18 protein-coding genes and 2 pseudogenes are annotated in these 18660 nt (G+C 35.1%); 10 read left to right on the top strand and 10 right to left on the bottom strand.

All coding sequences use genetic code 11. The features are described from left to right. Positions 1-139 precede the first annotated feature (139 nt). A complete protein-coding gene (locus IPK91_02540; GenBank protein ID MBK8296167.1) occupies positions 140-508 on the bottom strand; it encodes a hypothetical protein in 369 nt (122 codons plus the stop codon). Between the two features lie 354 nt (positions 509-862). Between IPK91_02540 and IPK91_02535 the strand changes: the two genes are divergently transcribed. From IPK91_02535 to IPK91_02525, 3 genes are all read left to right on the top strand, one after another. Continuing rightward, a complete protein-coding gene (locus IPK91_02535) occupies positions 863-1432 on the top strand; it encodes a hypothetical protein (protein ID MBK8296166.1) in 570 nt (189 codons plus the stop codon). Positions 1433-1449: 17 nt separating this feature from the next. Beyond that, the gene (locus tag IPK91_02530) at positions 1450-2154 is read left to right on the top strand and encodes a hypothetical protein (GenBank protein ID MBK8296165.1); all 705 of its coding nucleotides are present in this window, start codon (positions 1450-1452) and stop codon (positions 2152-2154) included. Positions 2155-2247: 93 nt separating this feature from the next. Continuing rightward, a complete protein-coding gene (locus IPK91_02525) occupies positions 2248-2835 on the top strand; it encodes a hypothetical protein (GenBank protein MBK8296164.1) in 588 nt (195 codons plus the stop codon). 292 nt (positions 2836-3127) lie between these two features. On the opposite strand, the gene IPK91_02520 is transcribed toward IPK91_02525, so the two are convergent. Further along, entirely contained in the window at positions 3128-3403 is a 276-nt protein-coding gene (locus tag IPK91_02520) for a hypothetical protein (GenBank protein MBK8296163.1), read from the bottom strand. A 383-nt stretch (positions 3404-3786) separates the two neighbouring features. Between IPK91_02520 and IPK91_02515 the strand changes: the two genes are divergently transcribed. Next, positions 3787-4083 carry a hypothetical protein gene (locus IPK91_02515; GenBank protein ID MBK8296162.1) on the top strand — a complete coding sequence of 99 codons (297 nt, stop codon included), beginning with the start codon at positions 3787-3789 and terminating at the stop codon, positions 4081-4083. A 2-nt stretch (positions 4084-4085) separates the two neighbouring features. On the opposite strand, the gene IPK91_02510 is transcribed toward IPK91_02515, so the two are convergent. Next, the gene (locus tag IPK91_02510; protein ID MBK8296161.1) at positions 4086-5144 is read right to left on the bottom strand and encodes a PA0069 family radical SAM protein; all 1059 of its coding nucleotides are present in this window, start codon (positions 5142-5144) and stop codon (positions 4086-4088) included. A gap of 93 nt (positions 5145-5237) precedes the next feature. Here IPK91_02510 and IPK91_02505 point away from each other — a divergent pair, with 93 nt between their 5' ends. The 3 genes from IPK91_02505 to IPK91_02495 are packed head-to-tail and all read left to right on the top strand — an operon-like array spanning position 5238 to position 6659. Then, positions 5238-5843, top strand: coding sequence for a hypothetical protein (locus tag IPK91_02505; protein MBK8296160.1), 606 nt, complete (start codon positions 5238-5240; stop codon positions 5841-5843). Positions 5844-5876: 33 nt separating this feature from the next. Next, positions 5877-6278: a hypothetical protein gene (locus tag IPK91_02500; protein MBK8296159.1), complete on the top strand. Its 402-nt coding sequence runs from the start codon at positions 5877-5879 to the stop codon at positions 6276-6278. A gap of 42 nt (positions 6279-6320) precedes the next feature. After that, positions 6321-6659, top strand: coding sequence for a hypothetical protein (locus IPK91_02495; protein MBK8296158.1), 339 nt, complete (start codon positions 6321-6323; stop codon positions 6657-6659). A gap of 16 nt (positions 6660-6675) precedes the next feature. On the opposite strand, the gene IPK91_02490 is transcribed toward IPK91_02495, so the two are convergent. From IPK91_02490 to gyrA, 3 genes and pseudogenes are all read right to left on the bottom strand, one after another. Continuing rightward, the gene (locus IPK91_02490) at positions 6676-7161 is read right to left on the bottom strand and encodes a nucleoside triphosphate pyrophosphohydrolase family protein (GenBank protein MBK8296157.1); all 486 of its coding nucleotides are present in this window, start codon (positions 7159-7161) and stop codon (positions 6676-6678) included. Positions 7162-7183: 22 nt separating this feature from the next. Then, entirely contained in the window at positions 7184-8434 is a 1251-nt protein-coding gene (locus IPK91_02485) for a hypothetical protein (protein ID MBK8296156.1), read from the bottom strand. Between the two features lie 128 nt (positions 8435-8562). Then, positions 8563-11080: pseudogene (gyrA, locus tag IPK91_02480) on the bottom strand (DNA gyrase subunit A). 242 nt (positions 11081-11322) lie between these two features. Between gyrA and ubiE the strand changes: the two are divergent. Together ubiE and IPK91_02470 are read left to right on the top strand one after the other, a co-directional pair. Next, on the top strand, positions 11323-11997 hold the full coding sequence (ubiE, locus tag IPK91_02475) for a bifunctional demethylmenaquinone methyltransferase/2-methoxy-6-polyprenyl-1,4-benzoquinol methylase UbiE (GenBank protein MBK8296155.1): 675 nt from the start codon (positions 11323-11325) through the stop codon (positions 11995-11997). After that, positions 11970-12689: a PorT family protein gene (locus IPK91_02470; GenBank protein ID MBK8296154.1), complete on the top strand. Its 720-nt coding sequence runs from the start codon at positions 11970-11972 to the stop codon at positions 12687-12689. The genes ubiE and IPK91_02470 overlap by 28 nt, the downstream gene beginning before the upstream one ends. On the opposite strand, the gene IPK91_02465 is transcribed toward IPK91_02470, so the two are convergent. Beyond that, the gene (locus IPK91_02465) at positions 12661-13260 is read right to left on the bottom strand and encodes a DUF479 domain-containing protein (GenBank protein ID MBK8296153.1); all 600 of its coding nucleotides are present in this window, start codon (positions 13258-13260) and stop codon (positions 12661-12663) included. The genes IPK91_02470 and IPK91_02465 overlap by 29 nt on opposite strands. Before the next feature lie 78 nt (positions 13261-13338). Here IPK91_02465 and ychF point away from each other — a divergent pair. Further along, positions 13339-14276 (top strand): annotated as a pseudogene (ychF, locus tag IPK91_02460) (redox-regulated ATPase YchF). Between the two features lie 13 nt (positions 14277-14289). Here the strand turns inward: ychF and IPK91_02455 are convergent. From IPK91_02455 to IPK91_02445, 3 genes are all read right to left on the bottom strand, one after another. Next, positions 14290-15177: a class I SAM-dependent methyltransferase gene (locus tag IPK91_02455; protein ID MBK8296152.1), complete on the bottom strand. Its 888-nt coding sequence runs from the start codon at positions 15175-15177 to the stop codon at positions 14290-14292. A gap of 66 nt (positions 15178-15243) precedes the next feature. Beyond that, positions 15244-17592, bottom strand: coding sequence for a gliding motility-associated C-terminal domain-containing protein (locus IPK91_02450; protein ID MBK8296151.1), 2349 nt, complete (start codon positions 17590-17592; stop codon positions 15244-15246). Then, on the bottom strand, positions 17589-18656 hold the full coding sequence (locus IPK91_02445; protein ID MBK8296150.1) for a hypothetical protein: 1068 nt from the start codon (positions 18654-18656) through the stop codon (positions 17589-17591). Before IPK91_02445 ends, IPK91_02450 begins: the two co-directional genes overlap by 4 nt. Positions 18657-18660: the final 4 nt, after the last annotated feature.

Raw genomic sequence — 18660 nt, 5'->3', positions numbered from 1 at the left:
CTAAGTCGTATTGCTGTAGAGTCAATTACAGGACAAAAAAGGTTTGGAATCATCATGAATTTGCTGATTTTTTTGCTAAAAAATAAAAACACTGGCCTGACAAACTCGCATTTGTCAGTGCCAGCATCTGTGATTGGTTTTAGACTTGACTTTGATTTAAAAAGCCCTGAAAGATGTTGTACATCAATTTGTGATGTGCTTTCATGATGTGCTTAATAAAAAAGAAAACAGCACGCTGCAGTGAACTGTCTGAAGGACCGTAATATTCTGTTGTGCCGGTCATTCCGGAACATTCATACTGGCCATTGATGTATCTGATGCTTACAACAGTTGCACCAAACAATCCAAGCAGCTCAATGTAATGATGAATCAATTGCTCTCGATCTGCATCATTGACCGGTGGCTTAGCCAGGTCATGAAAATAAGCACGATCTACAATTGGTGGATCCGGATTTACTACCGGTGTTTTTTTTGCTTGACTTACAAGCTTTGATTGTTTCTTAACCATAAGAAATTTTTTAAATGGATGCAAAAAAAGCGGCGTATCCTTTCCCGCTGGTTAAAGTCCAATCATGGGCTTGCCGAATCCATTATAGACGCGGCACGGAGGTAATACGCCGCTGGATCTTCCTATAGGACATAAAAAAAGCCCTATGAGTTGTCAGGGCATCACTACCCTTACTGAAAAAAACTTTAAGCATTAAAAATATAAGATGCAGTATTGATACGGTGGTGTTATAGGAGTGTTAAAAGTTAAAAGAAAGTGCTTAAATATTTTGAGATTAATCCAATTTGAGTAATTTTATACTATCCTTAAGACCAATTCTTAAATTTCATTCTTCACTTTTTTAAAAAATTTAATATGAAAAAAATTGGTCTTAAAATATGCATTTTTTGCATATTCATTTCAGCTGTAATTTCTTGTGCTGAAGAGAAAATCGACAACAGTTATTATTCAGTAACACTGAAACCAACCAAAGATGATACTTTAAAAATGGAAAAGTTAAGGTTAAATTTAGTTGCACAATCACTTTTAAATACTGATTGGCTAGCAAATTTTGCTAATTTACAAGCTTTGAAGGATTCAGGTGTTACGTATTTAGCAAATAATAATGATCAATTTGAATTAAAAGAGCAGTTATATTCTGAAGGTGATCCTGCATATTTTGCCACGTGGTCTGAAGAAATAGAATCGAATTTAAATAAAATAAAAGATACAGATATTAAAGCATGGAAAGCAAGCAAATTTGGAATAAAAGATACTACTTTATTAAAAACAGTACAAATTGGTGGGAAATTGGTAAATATCAAAGAAGAAGTTGCAAGTCTTTTTGACCCAAGTAATCATTCTTGTTCGTTGCCTTCAAAAGTATTATCTAAAATTAAGGAACTTAATAAAAAGCAAAGAAGAATTGGACGCCTCCTTTTATAACAACATTGCTAAATAAATTGCCATCTGATCAAGCGTTACTTTATTCTGATTCTGATATTAGTGATGTAATGCATACTTTTCAAGTAAAAACTGTGGGCGCTAATTCAATTGAATATTATCGGACAGTATCAACGGCTTCAACTTATAAAAATTTTGAATACGAAAAATTCATGCTGTTAGGCAAAAGCAATTTTTTATATACCTTGGATTGTTCAGGTTATTTAAGCGCAGCTATGGAATTTACTGGTGCTGTGCCGCTTACAACAGAAGTAAAATCATCTGCTAATAGTGCATTAACTACTAAGAGTTCGTTTTTTGTTGGAGGTGGTGTTTTGGTTTCGCCATTAGCTGGTGCTTATTTTGGAAGAACTTCATTGGAAATGGATACCAGCCTTCGGATTCATTTACTTGAATTATTAACTTCATTTCCAGGTATTAATGATGCAGATACAATTAGATTTAATAATAATTATAAAGCTATCTGGTCTTCAAGTAAGGGATCACATGGATTTAATGGAGAAGCAAACTTTAAAGTGAACGCAAGTTTAAGCTTTGGAGTTGCAAGTATTGCTGGACAGACGGAAGGCAATACAAAATTGTCGCGCAATTCAACATTTTCAAATTTTACAACATATATATTGCCTCCAGATTCTGAGGAAAATCTTCCAGTGATTAAATTTGGTATGTTAAAAGCAGAGCTAACAAAATTGAAAGGAAGATAACCTGTATTTATAATTAAATAAATATTATAAAATTTGTGATTCTTTATAAAAGATACTATTTTTATAGCTGTCTATGGTTAATCTGTAATTAAAATGAGGAAATTAGGTATAGTATTAGTGACCTGGTCAGTAATTATGTTTTTTGGTTGTATATATCTTTTTTGGAAATGCTATGTACTGAATTCCAAAGTCGAAAGCCTTTACTCAATAGTAAAAACCGAAGTATCTAATAATTCCAGTAAAAATGAATTGACCCAAAGAATACAAGATTTACAGCTTCAACAAGCAAATACGATTACGTTGATTGAATATCAAAATAATTGGACAACAACATATGTTTCAATATTATTCGTCCTCTTCGGAATCTTTGGATATTCCATCTTTCAAAATTTTATTAAAATCAAGTTTGTCGAGCTCAAAAAAAAGCTGAACAATACATATAACTTGTACAATAACAAACATGAAGAAAATTACAGTATCCATGATTCAAAGATAGAGAAAATTCATGAAGATATTCAATTGATTGCCGGAAATTTATATGCAACAATTGCAAATACAAATCAAAGCACTATTCATAAATTTATTTATAGTTTTAGGTCTGCAATGAATTTCTATAACTATTATGTGAACAAACCAGAGCGAATGAGTACTGTATTACGTAATCTTCAATTTTCTGAATGATTTATTTTTTACATTAGTGAAAATGACAGATCAGGATTCGATGAAAATGATTATAATTTCTTTCTAGAGTGCTTAGATCAATGCAGAAATGATTTGATGATATTGATTCAATGTGGTAATGCCGAAGTTTCGAAAACAGCAATTAGTATACTTTCCAAAGTAAATAAATTTTAAGATCAACTGATGTACAACAAAAACGACCCCTGGTTTCCCAGTGGCCGTCTGAGACTGTTTATCTCTCTATTACCCCAATCCGATCCAGCAGGTTATGCAGATCGATATCATTCGTCTATTAATGTTTAAAAAAATCAGGGTCACGGTAGGACTGGCCGGTAGCATAGCGAAAGAGCTTAGTGGCCTCCCCTATTACAACCAGGATGGTACCAAAGACTGCAGATGTCTGCATACAAATACCATGGTGTTGGCAAATGGCCTGCAGATTTTCAGTTGAAAACATCATATTGAAAGTACCAATTGCAGTACTTGTCCAGCCAAGGATCATGGTTTTTTTTCCACCAAGTACTTTGGAAAGTAGCAGCTGAGCTGCCCAGGAATAAATCTTATTCAATGTATGTAAGTTTTTGGGTTATGGAATTAAATCGAGGTTTGTCCAAAATTCTGGACCTTTAGGAACTTGCATATATTGATTTTTAAAAATCCGCCCTTTTCATTGAAGCTTCTTGTGAATCGATATTTTAATATTGAAGCTTATATGGATATATATTCTACTCTTTAAATTACAATTAAGCTTCGAAATGAAGAATAAATAAGGATTTTTATACAATTTCAACCACCAAACGGAACCAACAACGTGTTTAATAGGAATTATTTGGAATGATAACAATGCATCTAGCATTCAAGCCTAGTTGCCATTTAACAAGTTTTAATTCATTTACTTATTAATTGAGTATTAGATATCTTTAAGTTTATAATTTTAGTTTCCAATTCCCTATGCTAAACATCACCTCCCAGCACATTTTAAATACAGCCTCTACCCTCTTGGGATTATGCCTGGTTGTGATCACCTCCTTGCATTTAACTAGCCAGCAGGAAAATAATTTAATAGATGAAATCACTTCTGTAATTTCCTTGTTGTTGGCAGCTGCCTGCATCGTTTCTTTTATTTCATTGCGTACTCAAAATCCTAAGCTGGAGCGTAACACCGAACATATAGCTGACCTCTTATTTATGATTTCCCTCTTTTCTATATTGGTCTTGATCATCTACATCGCTTACGTTGTGATCTAAGTTCACCACAAAGGCAATTGGCCGTTTTTAATTCTAATAAATAAATCTGTCCGTAAAGTGGCTTTCTGTGGATTGGGATAATTGCGTTTATACGCTACTTTGAATTGTTGCCGGATGGAATCTGAAAGGGTACCACTCCCCTTCATTCGGGTCTTAAAATTTGAATCATTCAATTGACCCTGATGGCATTCTTTGATTGCATTGAGTATTCGTTGCTTGCGATCCGGGTATTGTTCATCCAGCCATGCACTAAACAATTCAGGCAGTTGACCATTAAGCCGCACGATTTGATAGGATGCGCTGCTTGCTCCGGCATCTGCTGTTAACTTTACCATTTCCATTAATTCAGAATCATTAATCCCGGGAATAATCGGCGCAAGCATGGCATGAACCGGAATTCCGGATGCTCTTAATTTGCTAATCGTTTGCAGCCTGCTTTCAATGGTGGATGCACGCGGCTCCATGATACGTCGGGTCTTGTCTTCCGAAGCACTTACTGAGATCGCTACAGACACCAAATTATGAGAATTCAGTGCACTCAAAACAGTAAGATCTTTCAGGATAAGTGCATTTTTAGTAATGAGCATGACCGGATGTTTTAGAAAGAGGAATAGGTCCAGGATTTTACGTGTCAGGCCAAATTTTAATTCGGCCGGTTGGTAACAATCCGTATTTCCTGAAAGCATGATGGGTTTAACTACATAGTTTGTGGATCCTAATTCTTTCTTTAAAACCTCTATCGCATTTTGCTTAACCAATATTTTTGTTTCAAACTCATCTGCGATGCTGTAGCCCCAGTAGTTGTGGGTCAATCGGGCATAACAATAGGTACAACCATGCTCACATCCTTGATACGGATTTAAGGAATAATCCATAAATAAATCCGGACTTGCCACAGGATTGATCATAGATTTAGCCATAATTGGGATGTACTGCGTTTTTATTTTCTCAATACCAGCTTCTTGTTGTGATAACTCAAGTTCAGTTGCCGTTTGAAGTTTAAAAAATCGATTTGGAATGTGCATGTTGGTTCCCCTTTCTGGCAATTTAGATTTTTTCATAGACGATATATTAAACAAGGCATGACGAAATATACGACCATATTTAAATCATTGATTTGTTTTCTTTGTCCTATTTTTGTATAAAATATCAGAATGGCCTTATTTGATACTATAAAATCTTGGTTTTCAAATCCTTCTAAGTCCAATAGTCAAATAGATGGGATTGATTATCAGGATACTAGATTTTCCGAAATCGAAAATCAGCAGCCGGTGAACCAAGCCAATCATTCGGGCCAGGAAGGCAGTGGATCCTCGGAATTTTTAGAAAAAGCAAAGGATTTTGTAGCAGATTCTGTAGGTGAAGCAAAAGAGCAGGGAAAACACTTGTGGTCAGAAATCAAAGAGAAAATTGAAATACTGGACGATTCTACTCGTGAATTCAGAGAAAATATTGTAGAAAAAGCAAAAGAAGGCTTGGAAAAAATGGATCATTTTATTGATGAAACCGTTGAAAAAGCTAAAAAATTAGATGCTGATGAAAATTTAAAAGATCAGAACAATGATGGAATCGCAGATAAACCCATTGATTTTGGAAAAAATTTAGAATCTACACATCCTGATTTTTTCAGTAAAGCTGAAAAATGGTTGGAAACGCAAAAAGATCATACTGCAGTAGATCAAAAGAATTTAGAACCTAGTGAATCAAAACAAAAAACGATTACCCCGGTTGAGTTACCTGACGATACAAAAACAAATTAATTTATTTTAAAATTTAAAATTGATAGCATGGCAATGAAAGATTTTTTTAGCAAGCTTTTCGGAATAAGCAAAGAAGCTACACAACAAGCAATTGATAATGCAGAAAAAACAAAAGATCTGATTGAGAAACAAACAGAGGAATCCATTGAAAAAGCAAAAGCCTGGGCAAATACAGCCATGCAAGAAGCAAAAGAAAATACGATGGAAGCAGTTACAAAAATACAAGAATCAGAATTTGTTAAAAAGGCTGAGCAAGTTGCTGAAACAAGTTGGGAAAAAACAAAAGAAATTACGCACGATGTACTTGAATCTGCTCAACATTTTGCAGAGAAGGCAGCAGATACGATGGAGGATTTGGCTGAAAAGTTGCAACCAAAAGATACTACTCAAAATCCAAGTGATACCAATAAGCCGGAAGATCAAAAACCAGCTTAATCAATGAGATCTTGGTATTGTCTTCTGTTTTTAATTTTTGGTTTGGTTTCATATAAGGTAAAGGAAAATCAAACCTATTTTTATGTAGATGAATCTTGGATTGAAGTTCATTTTAAAAAATCAATGCCAACCGAACAGCTTGTTGATATCAGAGATCGATTGCTACCATACGGAGTCATTGTAAAATACCTGACGATTCAACGAGATTCTTTAAAAAATATCAGTATGTTTCAGATAGAAGTTCAGGATGGAAAAGGCAAAATCGCTCGATCCCACACCGAATTTTTAGATGAGATTCCTTACGGTATAAGAATCCATCGGGGTGATTTATCTGATGAAGGCTTTAAAGTCGGTCCACTTTATGAAAAGCGTCCGCAATAAATAGTTCAAGAGAAATCTATTTATTTAGAACCATTTCTAAATTGGCTGGACTGTAATTTATGGATTTTAATACTTTGCCATCTTCAGTACGGTAAACCAAAAAACGATCTCCTTTTTGCTTGATTTCTGATACAGTTTGCTTTTGTTCCAGATACATGGATTGCGTATTTAGAGCTTCTTCAAACGTGCCGCATGCTTTACTCATATTAGACCGTTGAACTTCCTCAAACAAATTGTAAAAATGGGATCCTAAACCGAATTCATGAATCGCACCTGATAACACATATTGTAAATCACAAAATGCATCGGCTGCTGCTACAAGATCACCCTGTTCAATGGCTTCCTTGAGTTCAGTTAATTCTTCTTCCAACAAAGACAATCTAAGTTTACACCGATTTGCATCTGGAATTTGAGGTTGCTCAAGAATGGGCAAATCAAATAGATCATGAAAAGCCCCTACCCCATTAAGCGCTTCAACTTCTTTAAATTTCTTTTCGTCCATATAACTGCAAAAACTGGTTTGATTAATTACCTAAACTTTCCAATTTTGTTTTGTAAGCATTCGATTTATCAAACTGTGATTTTTTAGCAAAAATTTCTTTTAATGCGATAAGAGTATTTTTATCTTTTGGTTCTATTTTTTCAGCTTGTTCGAAATAAGGCAATGCTTTATCAAAGTAGCTTTCCATTTCAGCTTTTTTCTCATTGTATTTACGTGTGCCTTCTTTACTGTAATCAGAACTTAGCTTATTTGCTTCTTTTGAAATCAGAGCAGCTTTATTGTAATACAATGCACCTAAACTATATAGGCTGTTAAAATCTGTTGCTGCAATTGTTAAAGCTTCTTTATAATACTTTTCAGCTTGTGTATAATATTCGTTACCTTTTTCAAAATTCCCGCCTTCCCATTCTTTCTGGCAAAGGTTGTCATATACATTGCCTAAAGTAGTTCTTACTGAAACATTACCTGGTTCTTTTTCAACAGCTATTTTTAATTTATCAACCAATTCATTTAAGCGTCCTTTCTTCAAATAATGATTGATTTCATTAAATAATAAAGCAGTTTCATTTGGGAATTTTTGACGTCCTTCTGCTAAAGCCTCTTCAGCCTTTTTTTCATCACGTTCTAAATAGTATTTATATAATCCTTCATAAATAAACGATTCACTGTAATTTACTTTGCGAAGGTCCTCTAGGTAAGGAAAGGCTGTTTCTAACATATTTGCATTAATCGCGCAGGCGGCAGCAAGGTATTTTTGTTTATTCAAATCTTCGGGTGTAGCTAAAACTCCTTTCATTCCGCCTGCTAATAGCATGTCGTTAATTTTAACTACTGCATCAAAGTGGTTGAATGCTGCTTTAAAATCACCTCCTTCATAAGCTTGAATGCCATAATTATTGAGATAGCGATAGGTTTCGCTTAAGGCTTCCAATGCATCTTTAGATTCATGACTTTTTGTCGCAAGTTCTTTTGATTTAAGCCATGAAGAATAGGCTATTAAAGCTGCATCCTTGTGTTTGACTTTATAAGGTCTCCCAAATTGTTGACCAATAAGTATTGAATCGCTTTCGTGGGAACAAATGGCATTATAAACTTTTCCTTTAACAGACCAGGTACGTGCAGATTTGCTAACCAATTCATTGTCGCTTGCACCATCAATCAAAGCTTTCGCTTCCCATAATTTGGAAACATTTGCTGTTGGATCCAGATAAAAACTTGCAACTTTACTATCTGCTTTTTTACATCTTTTCAGGTTCCTGAGCAAATACAGCAAAGGATAATAAAATTAGAATGAGAGAAAATAGTGGTTTCATATTTTGCTTTTATTAATACTATAACTAAGAAGCATTAAAATTAATTCGTTTCTTGGAAACGAATTTAGTTAAGTTTTTTTTAAATAAATTATTCTTCCGAATCGTCAAAACTGGGTGAAATGATGGGATTTTCACTTTCCTGAATTTCTTCAGCGAGTTCTTCTTCCCGATCAATTACAGCTACATCCCCAATTTCATCGCCTTCATCGAGTCGAATTAAGCGGACTCCCTGAGTCGCCCGGCCCATGACCCTCAGATCTGAAACATGCATTCTGATGATGACCCCTTGGGTTGTAGTGATCATTAAATCCTGGGTTTCATTCACGTTCTTAATTGCAACCAAAGAACCCGTTTTTTCTGACAATTTTAAGGTTCGTACCCCTTTGCCTCCCCGATTGGTAACACTGTAATCACTTAAATCAGTTCGCTTTCCATTTCCTTTGTCTGAAACAACCAAAATGGTAGATTGAGGATCCATTGGGTCCACACAGACCATTCCAACCACCTGATCATTGCCTTCTTCATCAAGTTTAATAGCTCGAACGCCTGCAGCTCCACGACCCATAACGCGTACCTTGTTTTCCGGAAAACGAATTGCGCGTCCTTTTTTATTTGCGATGACAATTTCAGAGGCACCATTTGTTAGACGGGCATCCATCAATTGGTCACCTTCATTTATGCTGATTGCAATAATGCCATTTGATCTGGGCCGGCTGAAGTCTTCGACACTGCTTTTTTAATGATTCCATTTTAGTGCACAGTACAATAAAATGATTTTCCAAAAATTCCTTGTTTTCTAAATCTTCTATATTGATATAAGCGCGCACTTTGTCTTCTTTTGGAAGATTTATAAGATTTTGAATGGCGCGCCCTAGTGTGGTTTTTGTAGCTTCAGGAATTTCATAAACGCGTAACCAATAACATTTACCCAATTCCGTAAACAAGAGTAAATAATTGTGGTTGCTGGCAACAAACATGTGTTCGATAAAATCTTCCTCACGGGTTTTACTTCCTGTTGAGCCTCTGCCTCCGCGACTTTGCGTTCTGTATTCTGAAGTTTTTGTGCGTTTAATATATCCCTGATGTGAAATGGTAACGATCACCTGATCGTTTGCAATCATATCTTCAATATTGATATCTCCTTCAACTTGGGTAATGGATGTACGGCGTGCATCGCCGAATTTGGAAATTATCAGTTGCAATTCAGATTTGATAATTTCTTTTTGCAAATTAATATCATCCAATATTTCCTGCAATCTTTTTATTTCAAGAATTAAAGCATCATATTCTTCTTTAATCTTTTCACGCTCTAATCCGGTAAGTTTTTGAAGGCGCATATCGAGGATGGCGCGGGCCTGAATTTCACTAAGATTAAATTGATTTATTAATCCATTGCGTGCATCTTCCACCGTGCGGGATCCTCGGATTAATGATATGATAGCGTCCAGATGATCTAAAGCAATCAATAGGCCTTCCAGCACATGCGCTTTTTCTTGAGCTTGACGCAGTTGAAATTTAGTACGTTTAACTACAACTTCAATTCGAAACTTGATAAACTGAAATATAATTTCTTTTAATCCAAGTGAAACGGGTCTCCCTTGTACTAAAGCTATGTTATTAATACCAAAAGACGACTGTAGCGGCGTGTATTTATATAAATTACTCAATACTACATTTGAAATTGCATCTTTTCGAAGCTCAACTAAAATCCGAATGCCTTCTCTGTCTGACTCGTCGCGTACATCGCTGATGCCAACGATTTTTTCTTCATTAACGAGATCAGCGATTTTTTGAATTAACAGGGCCTTATTAACCTGATATGGAATTTCAGAAATTAAAATGACCTCCCGATTATCAATTACTTGAATCTCTGCTTTGCCTCTTAAAAGGATCTTGCCTCTTCCCGTTTCATAGGCATCCCGAATCCCTGAAATGCCGTAAATCGTTCCACCTGTTGGAAGATCTGGGCCAGGAATGCATTCCATTAACTCATCCAGGGTGATATCTGGATTGTCAATCATTTTAATAACTCCATTACAAACCTCTGTAAGATTATGAGGAAGCATGTTGGTGGCCATTCCGACGGCAATTCCAGATGAACCATTGATCAGTAAATTTGGAATTTTGGCCGGCAATACGGTTGGTTCTTCCAGGCTATCATCAAAATTCAATCTAAAGTCTACAGTTTCTTTGTCTATGTCATCCAACAACTCGTCTGAAATTCGGGCCAATCTAGCCTCAGTATATCGCATGGCTGCCGGACTGTCACCATCCATTGAACCAAAGTTACCCTGGCCATCAATCAATGGATACCGCATAGACCATTCCTGCGCCATACGCACCATGGCATCATATACAGAACTATCCCCATGGGGATGAAATTTTCCTAATACTTCCCCTACAATCCTGGCTGATTTTTTATAGGGTTTATTGTAAGACATTCCCAATTCACTCATGCCGTATAAAACACGTCTGTGAACTGGTTTTAAGCCATCCCTCACATCCGGAAGGGCTCGTGCAACAATTACAGACATCGAATAATCGATATAAGAGGTCTGAAGCTGTTTTTCAATATTTACCGATATAATTTTGTCGTGATCAGACATAGCGAACGGGCCGTTTTTATTAAGTCCGCAAAAATAATAAAAAGATGGCCTAAATCCAAGGATTATTTTACAAAAAACAGCTTTTAAAAATCAGTATTTCAGTCTGTTAAAAATATTTATTTTTATAATATATACCCCCTTAAACGATCTCGTTTTTTTGAATGTACCTTTGTTTTGAAATTCACGAATAATTGGTCAATCCATATACAACAGAAGGTTCTAAAAAACAACAGGTCATTCGAATGTTTGATAATATTTCAGGCACGTATGATTTATTAAATTCAGTACTTTCTTTGGGAATTGACCGGTATTGGCGTAAAAAAGCGCTGAATTTGATTTCCAAGGCACCAGGTGATTCGTTCATATTGCTTGACATAGCTTCTGGAACGTGTGATTTGGCTACCCAAGCTGCTAAATCATTTAAAAATGCCAAAATCATTGCAACAGATGTCTCAGAAAAAATGCTTGAAATTGGCAGAGTAAAAGTAAAAAAGGATCACCTGCAGGATCAGATTGAATGTCAGTATGCAGATGCTGAAAACATCCCGTTTATCGAAAATAACTTTGACGTAATTACAGTTGCTTTTGGTGTACGAAATTTTGAAAACTTACAAAAAGGCATTTTAGAAATGCATCGTGTACTCAAACCAGGTGGACAAATTGTGATATTGGAATTTTCAAGACCTTTGATTTTTCCAGTCAAACAATTGTTTCAAGTATATTTTAAATATATATTGCCTTTGATTGGTCGCTTGCTTTCAAAAGATCAAAGAGCGTATGATTACTTATTTGAATCCGTGCAACAATTTCCCGATTTTGGGCGTTTTACAGCCATTCTAGAAGCATCTGGATTTAAAAATTGTTCCTATAAACCATTGACTTTTGGTATATGCAGCATCTACATCGGATACAAATAGTATTGATTTTTATATTAGTGTGTATATCACAGGAATTGTTGCATTCACAAGTGAATTCGCATAGTTACAACTATCTTAGTTTTAGAAAAAAAGCGCACTATTTTGGTTTAACCATCGGTTACAATTCATCTGGCTTTAAAATTGAGCATTCGCGCAGATTTATTAATAATGGAAATTACAAATGGAATGAAGGCCTATCCAATTCTGGATTAACTCTTTCAATGATTACAAATTTTAAAATTGGTGACTACTTTGATTTTAGAGTTTTGCCAAGCATTGCGTTGTCTTACAGAAGTCTTGCCTATCAGGATTTGAATACAGGCATTGAAACAAAGGAGCGAATAGAATCCGTGTTTGGAGAAATTCCCTTATTGGTGCGATTTACTTCGGCTCCATATAAGGATAAACGTGTTTACTTTATTACAGGGGTTAAATACTCCTATGATTTTTCGTCCAACAGTCGATCAGATAAAAATCAATTTAAAATAGTACGGATTTCTCCGCATGATTTTCAATTAGAAATTGGTGTAGGAATGCAATTTTATCTACCCTATTTTATTTTTTCCCCTGAAATAAAATTTTCACATGGGTTGAATAACATTTTAATCTATGATAATAAATTACCTGAATCTACTATTATTGAAAAATTGTTTACCAAAGCTTTTACTTTGTCATTTCACTTTGAGGGTTAAATCGTTCTGAAGTTTCATTTTTGCAATCCATGTAAAATCTATTGAAGCATTCTGTTAATTGTGCTTCATGTTTTTCTAAAATGGGCAAAATACTTCTAAAATCAACAGGAAATTTTGCTTTTATATTCAATCTTTTACACACGTTTTCAAGTCTGGTTAAATTGGTGTATTGCAAAAGCCAATTATCTTGAATCATCATACTGCAAATAGTTCCAATTCTTATTGGCATAAACGCTACCATTCGATTTAATTTATTATAGCAATCATCTTGAAAAGTATCAAAGCTTTTCAAATTATGTAAATCCCAGTTTCTATATAATAAATAGTCACACACAATGTCAGTACCAACCGGGGCATATTTATGGATTTGTGAGTGAAATAATTTATTTATCTGGAGTATTTCAGTGTGATTATTTGAAAAGTGATCAATCCAACGATGCATTTTAATTCCAGCTTGAAATGATTGATGAATCTCTTTTTCCTGATGCTTTGTAATAAAATCACAGATATAATTACCGGCAAGCAGTTGTTCTGAAGGGTACGCAAGGTTTAAATGAGCGAGAAAATTCATAAAAGCAGAAAGTTAATGATTTTCAATTGCATAAATTGACTCTGGCTTTTTTCTAATTTTGTGAAAATATAAAATGATATGGGTTTGCAATGTGGAATCGTGGGGTTGCCCAATGTAGGTAAATCAACTTTATTTAACGCGTTGACTTCGGCAGGTGCATTAGCAGCAAATTATCCATTTGCAACGAAAGATCCTAATTTAGGTGTAATTACGGTGCCTGATGTCCGTTTAAATGAGTTGGCGGCTATCGCAAATCCGCAGCGAGTTGTTCCTACGACTGTTGATATTTTGGACATAGCCGGTCTTATAAAAGGGGCATCGAAAGGCGAAGGACTGGGAAATCAGTTTTTAGCCAATATTCGTGAAGTTGATGCAATCATCCATGTAGTTCGTGCTTTCGATGATGATAATGTGGTGCACGTGGATGGATCTGTAAATCCAATTCGGGATAAAGAAATCGTCGATACGGAATTAATATTAAAGGACCTGGAAACCAGTGATAAACGAATGGATCGGCTTCGCAAGCAATCTAAAAGTGGAGATAAGGAGGTGCTCAGAGAATTAGAATTCCTAGAACAAATAAATAAGCATCTTGACCAGTGAAAGATGAGCAGGCGAAAGTTATTTTGATATCAGCGGGTATTGAAGCTGAAATTTCTGAATTACCTGAAGAAGAACGGAGTGAGTTTTTTAAAAGTATGGGCTTGGATGAACCAGGTATCAATTTAATCAGTCGTTCGGCTTATGAATTACTTGACCTTGTTACGTATTTTACTGTAGGGGAAAAAGAAGTTCGTGCCTGGACAATTGTTAAAGGAACCAAAGCTCCTCAAGCGGCAGCTGTTATCCATACTGATTTTGAAAAAGGATTTATTCGGGCTGAAGTTATTCAATATCAGGATTACATTACGTTTAAATCAGAAGCCGCTATTAAATCAGCTGGAAAGATGTCAACTGAAGGCAAAGAGTATGTTGTTAAAGACGGTGACATTATGCATTTTTTATTTAATGTTTAATGTCAAATAAAAATTATTGTTTTCTGAAAATATAAATTTGACTGGAATATCGATTGTTTTTTGAAAAAAATGCAATTGCATTTGAAATGAAACCAGTTACAAATCCTCTTGCCAATCCTGCTAAATTTCCTTTGTATTTTTCACTAAGCATGGCAACATAATACGCATCAAAATACATTGGTTTGGTTTCAACATGTAAAAAAGAATAATGACTTAATAGATTTGTAATAGTCTCTGGAGTAAAATGCCATAAATGCCTTGGCACATCATACCCTGCCCAATATTCCTTATAATAGCTTGCATCAAATGAATTGCAATTAGGAACAGCAATTATTAAATATGCGTTTTGCTTTAATATTTTTCTGATTTCTTCCAATCGTTTATTTAATTCTGGAACATGCTCTAAAACATGCCACATCGTGATTACATCAATGCTTTCAGCAGGTATTTGATTCATATACACTTCATCAAATACGTTAATATTAAATTTGTTTACAGAATTGGATCTTGTGTTGAAGTCAGGTTCTATTCCAAAGCAATGGAACCCCTGGGCTTGACATTCATTTAAAAAGTATCCTGCCCCACTGCCTATATCTAAAAGCTTAGGGTTTTGATGAAGTTTCCTTATTAATGCAATTTTTTGTTTTATTGTAAATTGTCTTATTCTGCGATAGATTTTATTAACAAGACCAGTATTTGTATCACTATGAGAAATATAATTTTCCGATTGATAATAGGTGCCAAGTTGTTCTGTGTCAGGTCTTGGTGAAGTAATTATAAAGCGGCAGGATGCACATAGTTCTAGATTAAAATATTCACCTGAAATCGAATGGTCTTTGATTTTTAAGAAGCGTTCAAACCGTTCCAGATTGCATATGGGACATGTAGTAATCGAAATCATATGCAAATGTATATTGATGGTTTTAAAATTAATTCGAAGGCAGGATTTTTATTTAAATAATGGACCTTATTTTAATAAAGTAATATTGCCTTTCTTAGCGTATTCTTTGTTTTCGAAGCATTTAAACTTCAAGCCATAGCCAAATACATCCGGACTAAGCAACTCACCTTTATATCGACCATCCCATCCAATGTTGATGTCAGAAGTTTTGAATACGCGTTCACCCCATCGATTGTAAATCTGAAAATCTATTTCAGTTACAGCACTGGAACGAGACCTTACAAAAAGAATATCATTTTTTGAATCGTTGTTTGGACTAAATGCATTGGGAACAAAAACAGATTCTGAACAGTCGTTAACAATAATTGTAATAGAAGCTGAAGCAGTACAACCATTTTCATCTACAATGGTCACCGTATAGCTCGTTGTTTTAATTGGTGTTGCTATTGGATTATAAATTGAAGAATCTGATAAGCTGCCATCATTGGGTTTCCAATTGTATTTCCAATTCGCATTGAAAGTAGCGGTAAGCTGTGTTTTCTGACCAGGAACTATTTGTTTAGGATCTGCATCGACTACTAATTGATTTTGAATATCAGTTACATTTACCAGATAGCTTGCTTCCCAACTACAGCCAAATGAATTTGTTACGATCACTTTATAAAGTTGATCAAACGCTGGTTTTACAAAAATACAAGTATCTTTATCATTGCCTGATATACCTTCTTTAGGAAACCATTCAAAATGCAGGCTATCCCCTTTTGAAATGTGTAATATTAATTTCACACTATCCCCTTTGCAGATGATTGGCTGACCAGAGATGTTGGCAATAAATTCGTATAAAGTAACATGGACTGTATCAGCCTTTTCACATCCATATGCATCGATAGCTTTTACAATGTAAAAAGTTGTTTTTTCAGGTTCAACTTTAATTTCTGGGCCTGAACCAATTTCTTTGTTTTCTGAATTACACCAAATCAATTTAAGTCCTGTGAAATTGCTATTGGCTTTTAATAGGATGCTGCTTTTAGCACACAGCGTTGTATCTGGACCGGCGAGCAATTGGATAGCTGTTGGAACTACAATACATATACTATCCCTAATAAAACAACTGTCAGGATACCTGGGATCATAAATTTTTACATAATACTTTTTGTTTGAACTAAGGGTGGTCTTTGGATTCGGAATATTTGGATCATCTAATCCTTCACTCGGTGACCATTCATATTTAAATGAACTATCAGCTGAAGGATTGAGGTGGATAATACCGTCACAACTTACTAACGAATCCAATACCGTAGAAAACAATTTAATAACAGTAATTTCACGCTCACTGGTTCGTTTACAAACTGAATCTGATTCTAATACAATTCGGTATGTTCCAGTTTTGTTATAAACGTAGCGATCTATTTTATTGGTGGATTGTCCAATCCCATCACCAAAATCCCAGTGGATTTTTCCGGCACTGGTTGTTTTTACTCGTATTTCTAATGATCCGCAAGCTGTTTCAACGGTAAGATCTGGTAATGAGGCATTGGCTGCATTAATTATAATACTATCAGAAAGACTGCAATTAAATTGATTTTTAATTGTAAATCGCAACACGTATCGTCCAGGGTTTGGGCAAGATACTTGAATGTTTGATTGATTTAAAGGACTGATGATAATTGGATTTGCTTCCCATGCAATCAAAAGGGTATCTGCAGCATTGAGATTTTGAATAGATATTTGAATCGAATCTCCAGCACAAATTAAATATTCTTTTTTGAAGTTCAGTTTAAGTGCTTTGTTTGAAATCGTAATTGAATCAATTGCTGCACATTGCGCCCCAATTCCAGCCTTCACATAAAATTTTCGAGTTCCACTAATCGTATCTGAATAATGAGAGCCAGTAAAATAAGTCGGATTAAATAGACGGTTGTTTGACCAGGAAAAAACGGTTGAAGAATCGGATGAAGCTGTTATATCAAATTTTCCATCGCAAACAATGGTATCAGCTTGTAACTTTAAATTCAATTTATCTTTAACGAGTATTGTAATTTGCCGGATAGCCGAACAAGGTCCATCTGTTATTGTAACAGAATAGGTCGTAGTTGTGGATGGCTTTGCAATGGGGTCACTTGGGTTTGATAAATCCAGGGTATTGGTCGGACTCCATTTGTAAGTCAATCGGGGGTTTGGGTTTTTCACCAAGTGTACAGAATCTCCGTTGCAAATACTTAATTCACTGGCGATTAAATTAACTTCGATCAGATTTACTAAAATGGATTTTTGAATGCTTGCGGTGCATCCATTTTCATCCGTTATGGTTAAACTGATTTCAATCAGGCTATCTCCTTGTAATTTAAAAACAGGATTTAAATCCATTGAATTTAAATTGTCCTTTGGACTTCTAAGATTCCAATTTCGTTTCACGATTTGGCCGAAAGCAGAAGATTGATCAAGTATAGATAGTTTAACAGTAGAATCACAATCCGTTTATGATCAGTAAAGGAAACATCTAAACCATTGCATAGCAAAGAACTTCTTGTAAATTTTGCTTCAGGTTGAATACCACATGGAACTATATTTACCTCATAATCTCTTTTAGTATACCCTATTAATTTCCCATTCCTATATTCCGAAACGCAAATTCCAAATAAGAATTGGCCACGAATTGTAGGAGTAAATGTGATTTCACCTGTTTGGGAATTAATGAATACCGGACTGCCAACTAAATTACCTAAATCGTAATTCGGTGCCCAAACTACTGTGTCATATGGAGGAAAATCAGGTCTTCCTGCTGGATCAAGACGTGTTTTGCCTTTAAACGGCGTACAAAAACTGTAGACCAACGAATCCCCATCCACATCTATGGCTCCATGACTAAAGTAATATGGTTTATTTACACAAGCATAAATTGGAGGAAATGCACCAAAAACGGGATTGGAATTTTTAACCTTTAAGTTGTCTGCAGTAATATGAACTGTATAGGTTGCACCGGTTTCTAAAGGTTCTGTTATATTTAATAAGGTTTCATTTCTACAACACCTTTGATATGCTAAAATGTAGCCTCGTTCATCAAATGGTAACAAGATGGTATCCCTGTAAATCGTTTGATGTACGCACACTTCCTTAAATTTTCCCGGACAAAAATTGTCAACTGTTTCTTGAAGTGTATCATTATTCATTAGTTTTAAAGGGACTACTCCATCAAAACCAACCCGAATTGCTTTTTGGCCATTGCCATAAAATACTCCAAGCAATGCTGGGTTGTCAAATGGAACAGTGTCAGCTCCATAAATGCAATCTCTACGCACAATGACGGTCACTTCGTAATAATTATTGCCAATGCTTCTATAATTAAGTTGTCCACCCACCAAGTGAGTTGCTTTTAATTCATCCGATGAACATAAAAGAACAATGCTCAAAACAACCAAACTCCGCAGGCTACTGATTAACCTTTGAAATTGATGCTTACTTATTTTGAAGTTGTTCATTATA

This window comes from Saprospiraceae bacterium (assembly GCA_016712145.1).
GTDB lineage: Bacteria > Bacteroidota > Bacteroidia > Chitinophagales > Saprospiraceae > Vicinibacter.
The sequence above is the reverse complement of the archived record's forward strand: the minus strand, read 5'-3'. Positions and strand labels throughout refer to the sequence as shown.